This window comes from Corallococcus sicarius, assembly GCF_003611735.1.
GTDB lineage: Bacteria > Myxococcota > Myxococcia > Myxococcales > Myxococcaceae > Corallococcus > Corallococcus sicarius.
Genome location: NZ_RAWG01000058.1, coordinates 27,998 through 41,750, shown reverse-complemented (window position 1 = coordinate 41,750; position 13,753 = coordinate 27,998). Strand labels below are relative to the sequence as shown.

11 protein-coding genes are annotated in these 13,753 nt (G+C 69.5%); 8 read left to right on the top strand and 3 right to left on the bottom strand.

All coding sequences use genetic code 11. The annotated features are described in order from the left end of the window. Positions 1–24: 24 nt before the first annotated feature. Positions 25–852, top strand: a complete 828-nt coding sequence (locus D7X12_RS11915; protein WP_439329360.1) for an aldo/keto reductase — start codon at positions 25–27, stop codon at positions 850–852. Positions 853–871: 19 nt separating this feature from the next. On the opposite strand, the gene D7X12_RS11910 is transcribed toward D7X12_RS11915, so the two are convergent. Then, the gene (locus D7X12_RS11910) at positions 872–1,366 is read right to left on the bottom strand and encodes a P-loop NTPase family protein (protein WP_120625387.1); all 495 of its coding nucleotides are present in this window, start codon (positions 1,364–1,366) and stop codon (positions 872–874) included. Between the two features lie 165 nt (positions 1,367–1,531). Here D7X12_RS11910 and D7X12_RS11905 point away from each other — a divergent pair, with 165 nt between their 5' ends. The 6 genes from D7X12_RS11905 to D7X12_RS11880 all read left to right on the top strand — a co-directional run bounded on the left by D7X12_RS11905 (position 1,532) and on the right by D7X12_RS11880 (position 7,523). After that, a complete protein-coding gene (locus D7X12_RS11905; protein ID WP_120625386.1) occupies positions 1,532–2,056 on the top strand; it encodes a pyridoxamine 5'-phosphate oxidase family protein in 525 nt (174 codons plus the stop codon). A gap of 404 nt (positions 2,057–2,460) precedes the next feature. Next, a complete protein-coding gene (locus tag D7X12_RS11900; RefSeq protein ID WP_120625385.1) occupies positions 2,461–3,795 on the top strand; it encodes an inositol-3-phosphate synthase in 1,335 nt (444 codons plus the stop codon). Further along, entirely contained in the window at positions 3,773–4,708 is a 936-nt protein-coding gene (locus D7X12_RS11895) for a phosphatase PAP2 family protein (protein ID WP_120625384.1), read from the top strand. Before D7X12_RS11900 ends, D7X12_RS11895 begins: the two co-directional genes overlap by 23 nt. After that, positions 4,701–5,945, top strand: coding sequence for a GtrA family protein (locus D7X12_RS11890; RefSeq protein WP_120625383.1), 1,245 nt, complete (start codon positions 4,701–4,703; stop codon positions 5,943–5,945). The genes D7X12_RS11895 and D7X12_RS11890 overlap by 8 nt, the downstream gene beginning before the upstream one ends. Next, the gene (locus D7X12_RS11885) at positions 5,935–6,924 is read left to right on the top strand and encodes a hypothetical protein (RefSeq protein WP_120625382.1); all 990 of its coding nucleotides are present in this window, start codon (positions 5,935–5,937) and stop codon (positions 6,922–6,924) included. The genes D7X12_RS11890 and D7X12_RS11885 overlap by 11 nt, the downstream gene beginning before the upstream one ends. A gap of 17 nt (positions 6,925–6,941) precedes the next feature. Beyond that, positions 6,942–7,523: a protein-tyrosine phosphatase family protein gene (locus D7X12_RS11880; protein ID WP_120625381.1), complete on the top strand. Its 582-nt coding sequence runs from the start codon at positions 6,942–6,944 to the stop codon at positions 7,521–7,523. Positions 7,524–7,547: 24 nt separating this feature from the next. Here the strand turns inward: D7X12_RS11880 and D7X12_RS11875 are convergent, their stop codons facing one another. Then, positions 7,548–8,228 carry a sterol desaturase family protein gene (locus D7X12_RS11875; RefSeq protein ID WP_244224502.1) on the bottom strand — a complete coding sequence of 227 codons (681 nt, stop codon included), beginning with the start codon at positions 8,226–8,228 and terminating at the stop codon, positions 7,548–7,550. Between the two features lie 133 nt (positions 8,229–8,361). After that, positions 8,362–10,851, bottom strand: coding sequence for an efflux RND transporter permease subunit (locus tag D7X12_RS11870; protein WP_120625380.1), 2,490 nt, complete (start codon positions 10,849–10,851; stop codon positions 8,362–8,364). Positions 10,852–11,227: 376 nt separating this feature from the next. Here D7X12_RS11870 and D7X12_RS11865 point away from each other — a divergent pair, with 376 nt between their 5' ends. Beyond that, positions 11,228–13,714, top strand: coding sequence for an efflux RND transporter permease subunit (locus tag D7X12_RS11865; RefSeq protein ID WP_208718963.1), 2,487 nt, complete (start codon positions 11,228–11,230; stop codon positions 13,712–13,714). Positions 13,715–13,753 lie beyond the last annotated feature (39 nt).

Here is a 13,753-nt window from a genome sequence, read left to right as displayed (position 1 = left end):
GGCTCCGGTCTCGTGGGCTCGGAGATGTGTATAGGAGACAGCCCCATCCCCAAGTCGGGCGAGGCCCTGCCCGTCATCGGCCTCGGCACCTGGCAGACCTTCGACGTCGGCGGCGCCGCGGGCGAACGCGCGCCGCTCACCCAGGTCCTCCAGAAGTTCTTCGCCGCGGGCGGGCGCCTCATCGACTCGTCGCCCATGTACGGCCGCTCTGAATCCGTCGTCGGCGACCTGCTCCAGCAGACCGGCCAGGAGAAGACCCCCTTCCTCGCCACCAAGGTCTGGACGCGCGGCAAGGCCGAGGGCACCGCGCAGATTCAAGCTTCGCTCCAGCGCATGGGCCACGGCCGCATGGACCTGATGCAGGTGCACAACCTGCTCGACGTGGACACCCACCTGCCCGTGCTGCGCGAGCTGAAGGCCGCGAAGAAGATCCGCTACGTGGGCGTCACCCACTACGCGCGCAGCGCCTTCGATGACCTGGAGCGCCACATCAAGACGAGCGCCCTGGACTTCGTGCAGCTGCCCTACTCGCTCGCGATGAGAGACGCGGAGGCGCGCCTGCTCCCCGCAGCCAAGGAGCACGGCGTCGCCGTGCTCGTGATGGAGCCCTTCGACAAGGGCAACCTGTTCCGCAAGATGAAGGGCCGCGCCCTGCCCGCCTGGGCCGCCGACTTCGACTGCGCCAGCTGGGCGCAGTTCTTCCTCAAGTTCATCCTGGGCCACCCCGCCGTGAACTGCCCGCTGCCCGCCACGTCCAACCCGGCCCATCTGGAGGACAACGTGAAGGCCGGTCTGGGACGGCTGCCCGACGAGAAGCTGCGCGCGAAGATGGTGAAGCTGCTGGAGGGCTGAGGCCCCTCCAGGTCGCCGCTTAAAGGTCGGACGACGGCGTGTAGCGCAGCTCGCCGCTCGGCTCCAGCACCAGCCCGGTGCCGGGCTCGCCGCCCTCGTCGTCGCGCCCCACCTCCAGCACCTGCTGCTCCGCGTCCCACTGGCCCAGGTAGTACTCGCCGCCCGCCACCATGCAGGCGCGCCCCTGCGACACCAGCGTCTCCACGACCTCCTTCCGGTCGCTCGTGAAGCGCAGCAGCGTCCACGTCTTGCCGTCCTCGCGGAAGCCCTTCACCAGGTCCGCCAGCTCCTCGTCGCGCGGCGCGCCGCCCGCCGTCTCCTCGCGCTTCCACTGGCGCGGCTCCTTCGCCGGCTGCGTCTTCTGCCACGCCCGCGCCAGCTCCAGCAGCTTCTGCTGGGCCCCGTCCTGGAGCGCGTGCATCGCGTCCGGCAACTCAATCTCCTCCAACGCCAGGAGCGCCGTCTCCAGCTGCAGCGCCTTCAGGCTCCACTCGTTCCACGCGGTCTTCAGCATCCGTGTCGCTCCCGGCCGTCGCGCCGCCCAGCCCAAGAAGGTCAGGAAGAACGTGGCGCCGCACGCCCCCTATCACACGCCCGCCTGCCCTGGCGCCGACCAGCCTCACCGCCAGTGTCCGTCCCCCACCTGCTGCCTACCTTCAGGCCCCAAGGGGAGGCGTGCATGACGACGACACAGAAGGACCCGCAGGACGTGGTGGCGCATCTGGGCAAGCTCATCCACGGCATCAAGGTCGCGATGATGACGACCGTGGACACCGACGGCAGCCTGCGCAGCCGTCCGATGTGGACCTACGACAAGGACTTCGACGGCGAGCTGTGGTTCTTCACCAACGACCACACCCACAAGGTGGACGAAGTGGAGAAGGACCACCACGTCAGCCTCGCGTACGCCGACCCCAGCAAGGACCGCTACGTGTCCGTCAGCGGACGCTGCCACCTGATCCGCGACAAGGCCAAGGCGAAGGAACTGTGGAACCCCAGCCTCAAGGCCTGGTTCCCCCAGGGGCTGGAGGATCCGAACCTCGCCCTCTTGCGCGTCAGCGTGGAGAAGGCCGAGTACTGGGACACCCCCAACAGCCGCAGGGTCCAGCTCGTCGGCTTCGTGAAGGCCGTCCTCACCGGCGAGAAGTACCACCCCGGTGACAACCAGAAGCTGGACCGCACCGTCACGCCCCGCCACAACTGAGGCCGGCCGGGCCCTCCAACCTTCCTGGAACCTGACAGCCCTGTCAGGGTTCAAGGAACGGAGGAAGCCCCAGATTTGTAGGACCGACACCCACCCGGCACCCCCATCCAGGGGAAATGTGCCGAGGTGGGTGACACTTTTACGATGAGTTGCTGTTTCTCTGACAGCCCCGTTCGCCGTGGCTTGTAGCGGGGGCCCGGCCTGGGTCATGCAGCCGCTCGCCTCCGTGCTACGAGCCCGAGCAGTCGCCACATCACGTTGAAGTGACGAACGGTTTAGAGTATCAACCATCCGCTTTCGAGATTTTCCACCTTCCGTCCGGCAGCCTGCCGGCGCCGGAGGGAGTGACCTCGGAGACGCTCATTGGGGCGGAGCGATTTCCCGCCTTCGAAGGAATCAGGACGATGGAGAACAAGAAGATGGTCGCGAAGCCCGAGGGCAAGCTGGCGGTGCTCATCCCGGGCCTGGGCGCGGTGTCCACCACCCTGATGGCGGGTGTGGAGCTGGCGCGGCAGGGCAAGGGCGCCCCCATTGGCTCGCTCACGCAGATGGGCACGGCCCGTCTGGGCAAGCGCACCGACGGCCGCACGGTGAAGCTCAACGAGCTGGTGCCGCTGGCCACGCTGAACGACGTCGTCTTTGGCGCCTGGGACATCATCAGCGAGGACGCCTACCAGGTGGCCCAGCGCTCCGGGGTGCTGAACGACAAGCACATGGAGCAGGTGAAGCCCTTCCTCCAGAGCATCAAGCCCAAGAAGGGCGTGCACGACGGTGAGTTCGTGCGCCGCATCGAGGCCAACCACGCCAAGGCCACGAAGACGCACCGCGAGAGCATCGAGGCCATCCGCCAGGACATCCGGGACTTCAAGAAGGAGCTCAACGCCAAGCGCGCCGTGATGGTGGTGTGCAGCAGCGTGGAGACCTTCCGCCCCCTGCCGGAGGCGTTCCAGTCGCTGGCCAACTTCGAGAAGGCGCTGGACGCGAACAGCCCGGACGTGAACCCCACGGCGCTGTACACGTACGCGGCCCTCAAGGAGGGCGTGCCGTTCGCCAACGCCACCCCCAACGCGAGCGTGGACACGCCCGCGCTGCAGGAGCTGTCCCGGCAGGAAGGCGTCCCGGTCGCCGGGCGTGACCTCAAGAGCGGCCAGACGATGATGAAGACCGTCATCGCGCCGGCGCTCAAGGCGCGCATGCTGGGCCTGGAGGGGTGGTTCTCCACCAACATCCTGGGCAACCGCGACGGCGAGGTGCTGGATGATCCCCAGGCCTTCAAGGCGAAGGAAGTGACGAAGTCGAGCGTGCTCGACACCATCCTGCAGCCGGACCTGTACCCGGAGCTGTACAACAAGTACTCGCACAAGGTGTCGATCCACTACTACCCGCCCCGCGGCGACGCGAAGGAGGGTTGGGACAACATCGACATCACCGGGTGGCTGGGCTACCCGATGCAGATCAAGATCAACTTCCTGTGCCGCGACTCCATCCTGGCCGCGCCGCTGGTGCTGGACATCGCGCTGTTCCTGGACCTGGCCAAGCGGCTGGAGTGGCGTGGCATCCAGGAGTGGATGTCCTTCTACTTCAAGAGCCCCATGGCGCACCCGGGTCTGCCGGTGGAGCATGACCTGTTCATCCAGCTCACCAAGCTGAAGAACACGCTGCGTGTCGTCGCGGGCGAAGAGCCCATCACCCACCTCGGCCTTGATTACTACGGGGATGACCTCCCGCTCGCCCGCTAAGAACTCCAACGCGTTCAAGTGGCTCGTCACCTTCCTGGCGGCGGGCCACTTCGCGCTGGTGTTCATCACCGGTCGGATCCGGTGGGAACACGTCGCGGCGGATCTGCTGCTGGTGGTGCTGGCCTGGGCCGGCGCCGGCCCGCGGCGGTTCCTCCGGGGCGCGTTCCCGCTGTGGTTGACCGGGATGATCCTCGACAGCCAGTCGCTGTGGCTGGGGGTGCGTGGCACCATCCACACCGGCGACCTGTGGGCGCTGGAGAAGGCGCTGTTCCCCGCCCCGGGCGGGATGATCTGGCCCGAGTGGTGGTGGCACAACCCCAACACCCCGTTGGACCTGCTGTGCGGCTTCGCCTACGCGGCGTACCTCTACGAGGTCTTCCTGGTGGCCATCTGGTTCTTCTTCAAGAAGGACCGCCGCTTCGAATCGCTCTGCTGGGCGTTCTTCGTGGTGAACGCCATCGGCGTCGTCATCTACGTGCTCTACCCCGCGGCCCCGCCCTGGTACGTGCTCCAGTACGGCCCCGGCCCGGCGAACCTGGCGGCGCTGCCCAGCCCCGCGGGCACGGCGCGCTTCGATGCCTTCTTCGACATCAAGTACTTCGCCAACTTCTACTCGCGAAACCCCAACGTCTTCGGGGCCATGCCGTCGCTGCACGCGGCCTACCCGCTGATGATGGTGCTGGTGCTCTGGTACCGGGGCACCGCCTGGCGGGTGGGCACCATCCTGTTCGCGCTGCTCGTCGCCTTCTCCGCCATCTACCTCACGCACCACTACATCCTCGACGTGCTGGCGGGCTTCATCGCGGCCGTCGTGGCGTTCGTCGTCGTGAGGGCTGTCTTCGCTCGTTGGGTCAGCGAGGCGCCGCAAGCGGTGCCCGTGCCCCTGCCGTCTGGAGGAAACACCCGTGCATGACAACGTCCTGGCCTGGCTGAGTGGAGACCTGTCCCCCTCGGCGCGCATCTGGACCGCGCTGGCGCCCGCGCTCCTCGCGATCGCGTACTTCCTCGGGGGGCTGCTGCTGTTCTGCATCCGGTGCGCCATCAAGGGCATCCCGCAGGACGCGGAGACGCTGACGCGCGGCAAGTCCATGCTGGTGGGCTTCTTCCTGCGGCACTACTTCTTCTGGGTCATCCAGCCGCTGTGGCGCGTGCTGCTGCGCTCGGGGCTGCCGGCCAACTCGCTGTCCATGCTGTCGGGACTGTTGGGCGTGTCCTCCGGCGTGGCGGTGGCGGCGGGCCGCTTCACGGTGGGCGGCTGGCTGTTCCTGCTGGCGGGCGTGCTGGACGTGATGGACGGCCGGGTGGCGCGCACCCGCAAGGAGGCCAACCCCGCGGGCGCGGCGCTGGACTCCGTGCTGGACCGCTACGTGGACTCCGCGATGTTGATGGGACTTGCCTGGTACTACCGGGACACCTGGGTGCTGCTGCCCGCGCTGGGCGCCCTGCTGGGTTCGTCGCTGGTGCCGTACGTGCGCGCCAAGGGCGAGGGCCTGGGCGTGAGCGTGCGCGACGGTGCGATGCAGCGGCTGGAGCGGGTGCTGTTCCTGGGCGTGGGCACGGCGCTGTCGCCCATCCTGGAGGCGCTGTTCTGGCCGGAGCAGAAGCACCCCATGCACTGGCTGGCGGTGGTGGGGCTCGTCTTCGTCGCCGTCATGAGCAACGTCACGGCGGTGGCGCGCTTCCGCACGCTGGTGCGGGCGCTGACGCCCAAGAAGCCCGTGCAGCCGCGCTCGGGCGTGGCGCTGTTCGGCTTCAACGCGGCGGCGGGCGCCATCGCCACGGCGGTGGACTTCGTCGCGGTGCTGGGCATGGTGGAGTGGGCCGGGCTGTCGCCGGTGCTGGCCACGGTGGCGGGCTGCGTGCTGGGCGGCGTGGTGAACTACTCCATCAACCGGATCATCACCTTCCGCAGCCACGGCGCGGTGGCGCCGCAGCTGGCGCGCTACACCGTGGTGAGCGCGACGAGCGCGCTGCTCAACGCGGGCGGCGTGGCGCTGCTCACGCTGCACCCGCAGCTGAGCTACACGCTGGTCTGGTGGCTGGTGCGCGGCGTCGTGTACTTCGCCTGGAACCTGCCCCTGCAGCGCGACTACGTCTTCAACGATACGTCGTCGGACGCGCTGCTGGAGCAGCGCCCCCATGCGGCGTGAGACGCGCCGCCGTGTCACCGGGCTGATGCTCGCCGCCGCCCTGGCGTTGCCGGGGCTTGCGGGCGCGGGGGTGCTGGAGCCGACCTTCAGCACCAACGACCGGTACGGGGAGAGCTTCACCTTCATCGCGGACACGGACGACGGCGGCTTCGTGCTGACGCAGCTGTCGGTGACGAACATCGGCCCGGGCTCGCGCACGGGCATCTGCCGGGCCACGGTGCTGCGCCCCGGCAAGCCGCTGTGGTCGCCGCAGGTCCGGGTGGGCGGCAAGGAGTGGAGCTACGACGCGGCCACCGACACGCTGAAGGTGGGCACGTGCAGCGCGAAGGCGACCGACAAGGGCGTGCGGGTGGACGTGGCGCTCGACGGCGGCAAGGTGGTGCTGGACTACGCGCAGAAGCCCGCGCCGTGGTCCCCCGACGGTTCGGTGGTGGAGCTGGGCAACGACCGCTACCGCCATGAGGTGCTGCTGGGCGCGAGCCCCGTGAAGGTGACGCTCCAGGTGCCCAAGGCCTCCGAGGAGACGCTGGTGGGCGGCGGCTACGCGGACCACAGCCGGTCCACCATCGCCCCGGCGAAGCTGGCGAAGCGCTGGGTGCGCTTCCGCGCGCTGCGCGGGGGCCAGCGCGTGGTGCTGCTGGCGCGCGAGGGGCTGGAGGGCGACTACGGCCCGGTGTACCTCTGGGAGGACGGCAAGGCGCCGCGCCTGCTGGAGTCATTCACCCTGGGCCGCGAGGGCACCAAGGAGCGCAGCGCGTGGAAGGCGGAGTTCACCGGCGACGACGGCCGCCAGGCCCTGGCCCTGCGCACGACGTCGCTGTTGCAGCGCAGCGCGCCGGTGGAGTCGCTGGGCGTGCTGGGCGGCCTGGTGAAGCCGATGGTGGGCTCGCCGGTGACGTACCTGCACCGCGCGGTGCTGGAGCGCGCCGGCAAGGCGCCGGTTGAAGGCCTGATGGAAGTCACGCTGGAAGGCGAGTAGCAGGAGGCGAAGGGCCCGTGAGCGAGTCGCTGCTTCGGTCGGTACATCACGTCCCCGGCGTCCGGGGATTCGTGCGCAAGCAGGTGCTGCGGGTGGTGGCGCGCGGGGTGGAGTGGAGCACCAAGCTGCCCGGCCAGCGCGCCCTCAACGTGTCCCAGGTGAGCCCGTGGCTGCACGTGGGCGGCGGCGTGCCGCGCTCGCGCTACGGGGAGCTGAAGGCCCGGGGCATCACCGCCGTCATCGACCTGCGCGCGGAGCGCTGCGATGACCGCGAGGCCCTGGCCGCGCTGGGCATCGAACTCCTGCACCTGCCGGTGACGGACCGCTTCCCGCCGTCGGTGGAGCAGCTGTCCCAGGGCGTGCGCTGGGCGCTGCCCCGGCTGGACGCGGGCGGCGTGCTGTACGCGCACTGCGAGCACGGCGTGGGCCGGGGCCCGCTGATGGGGCTCGCCGTGATGGTGGCGCGCGGCTGGGATGCGCCGGAGGCGTACCGGGCGGTGCGCCACGCGCGCTGGCAGGCGACGCTGAACGACCGGCAGCTGCGGGGACTCGCGGACTTCGTGGCCGCGTGGACGGGCGTGCCGGACCAGGCCGCGTAGCAGCGGGCGCGGCTGCCAGGCACCTCACGGCTTCACGCCGGAGCGCTCCTCGGGAGACGGGGCCTCGCCTGACGCGTCCTTCCCGGCGTCCCGGAGGCGTCGTCCAACGCTGCCCATCACGCGGTCCACCCACCGGTTGCTGATGCCGAAGTTGCGGTCCGGCGTCGCGAAGTGGTGGGCCATGTGGTGCGCGCGCAGCTCCCGGCCCCAGGCCGTGCGCGGCGTGCGGTGGTGCGTGGACCAGTGCATGAAGTCGTAGAACAGATAGCCCCAGACGATGCCGACGAAGTACGGGAGCGTCTGCGCCGGGTGGCCCACCAGCCACAGCAGCCCTCCGATGAGGAGGGCCATCGGGATGCTCACGCTCAGCGGCATCACCAGGCGCTGGGCGTCGTCCGGGTACTTGTGGTGGTAGCCGTGCGCAATCTCATGCACCCGCCGGGTGATGGGGCCGTTGCCCTCCCAGTGGAAGAAGAACCGGTGGATGCAGTACTCCATGGCGAGCCACGTCAGCACGCCGAGCGGCACGAACAGCGCGCTCATCCCCACCGTCGTCCATCCCCCGGACAGGCCCCACCCGAGCAGCCCCAGCGTGAGCGGGCCGTAGAGCAGGGGTGGCACCGCCGGGTGAAGCTTCGAGCAGGCCTCGAGGAAGGCGTTGTCGAACATGCGGCCGGATTGATGGCGGAAGTAGGAGCGACCCATGCACGGATGAGTCTTGGGCGTGGGGCCGCCAGGGGCCTCTGGCCCGTTCGTCTCACGGGAGTGTCGCCTGAATGAAAAAGGCCCCGGCGCGGGGTGCCGGGGCCCTTCTCTTCCGCAGCCGCGGTCCCGCGCTTCAGCTCTCCGGCGCGGGGTGCTGGGCTTCGTCGCCGCCCGGCGTGCTCGTCGTGGCGCCGTGCTTGTTGCGCCAGCGGTCCACCAGCAGGAGCAGCGCCGGGAAGCCCACCAGCACGACGACCATGTTCACCGCGAAGCCCAGGTTGGCCAGGTCACCAATGGAGTTGAGGCCCGGGTGCTTGGCGAACACCAGCGCCAGGAAGCCGATGGCGCTCGTGAGCAGGCCGCCGGTGATGGCCTTGCCCGTCTCCGCGTACACCGTGGCGAAGTCCGCGCCCGGTCCTCCCAGGCGTTCAATGAGGTGTACGCCCGCGTCCACCGTCGTCCCGATGAGCACCGGGATGACCACGATGTTGAGGTAGTTGAACTGCAGGCCCAGCAGCGCCATCAGACCCACCAGGGCCGCGATGGACAGGAGCGTGGGCAGCATGCAGATGAGCGCGTTGCGCAGGCTGCCCAGCGTCATCCACATCGCGAAGAACACGCTGAGCACCGCGGCCACCAGGATGCGCGGGCTCTCCTTGGCCACCATGTCCAGGATGTCCGCGAGGATGAGCGCCTCGCCCGCCGCGGACACCTGGCTGCCGTCCGACAGCTGGAGGTTGCGCACCTCCTTGGTGAAGCGCCGCGTGCCCACGCCGTCCGACAGGCTCACGTTCGCGTAGACGAGCACCACGCCGCCCTTCTGGCCCGTCGCCGGCTCGAACTGGCGGCGCAGGCTCACCGGCAGCTGCTCGCGCGTGAAGGGCTGCGCCTGCGTCATCTTCTGCGCGCGCACCAGGTCCGCGCGCGTCTCCTTGGCCACCCTCTCCGGGTCGATGCGCGCCAGCTTCTTGTGGATGGCCTGGAGCAGCGCGTGCTTCTCATCCTGCTGCTGGGGCACCAGGTCCTCCAGCGCGCCCACGAAGTCGATGGTGGAGTCCTTGCCGGACTGCTGCTTGCGCGCCTGGAGCTGGTTGACCACCTCGCGCTCCATCTTCTCCGAGTCCGTCAACACCACCACCGGCGTCGCCGAGTACCCGAGGATGTGGTCGATTCGCCGGTCCAGCCGCACGCTCGGCAGCGTCACGTCATCCAGCTTGGTGGAGTCGTAGTTGAACGTCACCCGGTACGCCTGGCTGATGAGCCCCACCAGCGCCACGCCCAGGACGAGGGACACCGCGCGGTAGCGGCGGGGCAGGAAGCGCGCCAGCATCGCCACGGGCCCCGACTGCGATTGGTGCTGGCGCGGCGTCCAGCCCCAGCGCGACACCAGCCCCAGCATCGCCGGGAGGATGAGCAGGTAGGACGCCACGCTCACCAACATGCCCACCGCCGCGATGACGCCGAACTCGTGGAACGCTCGGAACTCCGACAGCGACAGGCTGAGGAACGTGAGCGCCGCCACCAGCGCGGAGATGAGCGCGGAGAAGCCCGTGTGCTTGAACGCCTCACGCACGGCGTCCACGGACGACAGCCCCTCCGAGCGCAGCGTGCCCCAGCGGCCCAGCAGGTGGATGCCGTGCTCCACGCCCAGGCCGCCCAGCACCGCGGCGAGGAAGCCCGTCAGGAGGTTCACCTGGCCGTACGCCACGCCCACGAAGCCGTAGGTCCACACGAGGCCCGCCGCCACCGGCACCATGGTGAGCCCCACCGACAGCGCGCTGCGGAAGTGGAAGGCCAGGTACGCCAGCAAGAGCACGATGGCCAGCGACGACGCGCGCGCCAGGTCGCCGGTGATGACGCCCTGCTGGTCGATCTTCTTCTTGAACGTGCCGGTGATCTCCGTGCGGAAGCCGGGCCCGTACTTCGACAGGTCCTGCTTGGAGAGGAAGTCCTGCACCTGCGAAATCACCTGCTTGGAGTAGCCCAGGTCCGCGGAGCTGCCCTTCGCCTTGAGCAGCATCACCACCATGCGCTCCTGGGGATCCAGGTAGTACAGCTCGCCGCCCTGGCCCGACAGCCGCTGGTTGGCGCCGCCGGTGTACTTCTGCTCGATGTCGGAGAAGTCCAGCGACGGGGGCGGCGCCTCCTCCAGCCGCACGAAGAGGGGATTGGCCTGCTCCTTCTCCCACGCGAAGCGCGCGTCGATACGGTCCTGGATGACCTTCAGGTCCGGCAGGTCCACGTAGTAGAGCGCGTGCTGTTCGAAGAACTGGCTGGGCCGCTGGTAGTTGACGAAGCGGACCTCCGACAGGGTCGCCAGCCTGGGCGCCATGTCATCCACGAACTGCTTGAGCTGTTCGGGCTCCGCGCCGATGCCGGCCACCACCACGTTGCCCATGCCGCCGAAGCGCGTGCGCAGCTTCTCCAGGTCCTGCACGGACTGGAAGCTCCGGGGCAGCAGGTTCACCAGGTCCGCGTTGAGGGTCAGGTTGCGGGCGCAGAAGGTGCCCAGGCCCGTCAGCAACAGGGTCACGAACAGCGCCACCCAGGGCCGCTGGTGGCTGCGGGCCGCCAGGGAGCCCATCGCCGCCTCGAACCGTTCGGACCACCGCATCTCGCTCATGGATGTGACTTCCTGCTGAAGGCCTGCCGTGAGGGCGAGGCATCTTGAGTCCGCCCAAACCGGGCCGCTCACGCGTATATGCCTGGGGCCATCGTGCGTCCAGGCGTCGTCCCGGGGCCTCCGCCGGCCGCATGGGTAGGAGCGGGGGAGCAGGCAGCAATGAAACAAACGAGGAGGTATGCCGTCCCGGCGGGCGCTCCGCCAGTGGATCAGCATCACGCGGGTGCGGACAGGCGCCACACGCGCCGTACCCCTTCCGGGGCAGGGCAGCCGGGCGGGCCCCGGGGGCACACCACCCTGCAGGAGGTCTGTCGGGTGGCCAGCTTTGGCTCGAATGAAGCCCCCGGACCCCTCTTCGCCAGCGGAGCGCCCCTGGATGCACCGCGTGGAGGGCACGCTGGGTGCGCTCGCCGCGCACAACCACCGTCGCCCCGTCCTCGCCCTGCTCTGCGCCCTCGTGCTGTCCTGCCTGGGCCTGCTGTCCGCCCGCCACCTCTCCCTCAACGCGAACCTGGTGGACCTGCTGCCGGAGTCCTTCGAGAGCGTGCAGGCCATCCACACCCTGGAGGAGCGCTTCGGCGCCCAGGGCTGGGTGGTGGTGGTGGGCGAGGACGGGGACCCGGCGCAGCTCCAGCGCTTCGCGGATGACCTGGCCCCCCAGTTGGAGGCGCTGCCGGGCATCCGCTACGTGGAGATCACCCGGCCTGGCAGCTTCTTCCGGCGCCATGCGCTCTACTTTTTGTCACCAGAAGATTTGAAGGAGGTGGAGCGCCGCATCGACGCGCGCCTGAGGTGGGAGCGACAGCGGGCCAACCCGCTCTTCGTATCGCTGGACGACGCACCGGCCCCTTCGCTGGACTTCTCCGACCTGGAGAAGAAGTACGGCGGCGGCGCGCTGTCGCGCCTGTCCAGCAACCCCAGCGACTACTACCTGGACCCCGCCGAGCGCCGCGTGGTGGTGCTGGCCAAGCCCGACACGTCGTCCGCGGACCTCACCTTCTCCCGGAAGATCGTCGGCGAGGTGGAGGACGTGCTGAAGCAGCAGGACCTGTCCAGGTACGGGCCCGGCTTCCACATCTCCATCACCGGCTCATTCCAGAAGAAGATGGATCAGCAGGCGCAGATCACCCGCGACGTGGCGGTGTCCTCGGCGGTGGCGTCGGTGCTGGTGCTGCTCTACCTGCTGCTGCACTTCCGGAGCCTGCTCGCGGTGGGGATGGTGCTGGCGCCGGTGGGCGCGGGCCTTGCGTGGACGTACGGCCTCGTGGGCGTGGTGTACGGGCAGGTCAATCTGCTGACGGCCTTCCTGGGCGCCATCCTGGGCGGCCTGGGCGTGGAGCACGGCATCCACCTGATGGGCCGCTACTTCAACCTGCGCGGAGAGGGGATGGCCTCCGAAGCGGCCACGCGCGAGTCGTTCACGCACACGGGCGGCGCGGCGCTGGTATCCGCGCTGGTGGCGGCGCTCACCTTCTTCGTGCTGGGCACCTCCCGCTTCCGGGCGTTCCGCGAGTTCGGCGTCATCGCGGGCGTGGGCATGCTGGTGCTCATCCTCGCGTACGTGCTGGTGCTGCCGGCGGTGCTGGGGCTGATGTCGCGCTGGGGCTGGAAGCCGCGCGCCTCCTCCACGCGGATGACGGAGGCGCCGCTGGGACGGCTCATCACCCGCAGGCGCGGGCTGCTCACCGCCGTGTCCGCGCTCATCGTGGCGGGCCTGCTCACGCAGCTTCCGCGCCTGCGGTTCAGCTACGACATCTCCTCGCTGCAGGACCAGAACCTGGATTCGTTCGTGCTGGACCGCGCCGTCAACCAGCTCATCGGCTATTCGCAGGTCCCGCTGGTGGTGCTCACCGACTCCCGCGAGGAGGAGGCGGTGGTCGTCCGGGAACTCCAGGCGCGCAAGCAGCAGCGGGGCGCGGACTCCACGGTGGACTTCGTCGCGTCGCTCGCGAGCCTCGTGCCGGAGGACCAGGCGCGAAAGCAGCTCATCCTCCAGGACATCGGGGAGCTGCTGGACAAGGTGCCCGACGGGTCGCTCGACGGGCCGCGGCAGGAACAGCTCGCGCAGCTGCGCCAGCAGGTGCGGGCCGCGCCGTACACCGCGGAGGACCTGCCTGCCGGCGTGCGCCAGCAGTTCGCCGGACACGGCGGCCCGGGCACCGGCTTCGTGCTGGTGTATCCGTCCGTGGACCAGTCCGACGGACAGGCCATGCGTCAGCTCGCGAAGGAGGTGCGCGGGGTGACGCTGCCGGACGGCCGACCCGCGGTGGTGGCCGGCGAGGCGATGGTGCACGCGGACATCGTGGACATGGTGTCGCACGAGGCACCGCTCATCCTGCTGGGCGCGACGCTCGCGGTGCTGCTCGCGATGTGGATCACCCTGGGCAGCCTGCGCACCGCGCTCCTGTGCCTGACGCCCACGGTGGTGTCGCTGGCGGCGCTGCTCGGGCTGATGCCGCTGATGCACGCGAAGTTCAACTACCTCAACATCCTGGTCATCCCGGTGCTCATCGGGACGACGGTGGACGCGGGCGTGCACCTCGTCACGCGGCTGGCGTCACCGGCGAGCGACTTCATGCGGGTGTATTCGGAGACGGGCAAGGCCATCTGCGGCGGCCTGCTCACGAGCGCGGTGGGCTTCGGCGCGCTGTTCCTCGCGGACCACCCGGGCCTCAACTCGATTGGCGCGCTGGCGAACCTGGGCTTCGGCATGAACCTGCTCATGATGCTGGTGGCCTTCCCCGCCCTGCTGTGGGTGCTCTCCGAGCGCAAGCGGCGCCGCCGTGCGGTTCCATCGCGCCAGCGGCGTGAGCACCTCGTGAAGGACGGACAGGGGCCTCACCGTCCCACGCCGTCGCACTGAAGGCCGAGGCGTCGCCTGCCCGGCCACACACGGGCAAGG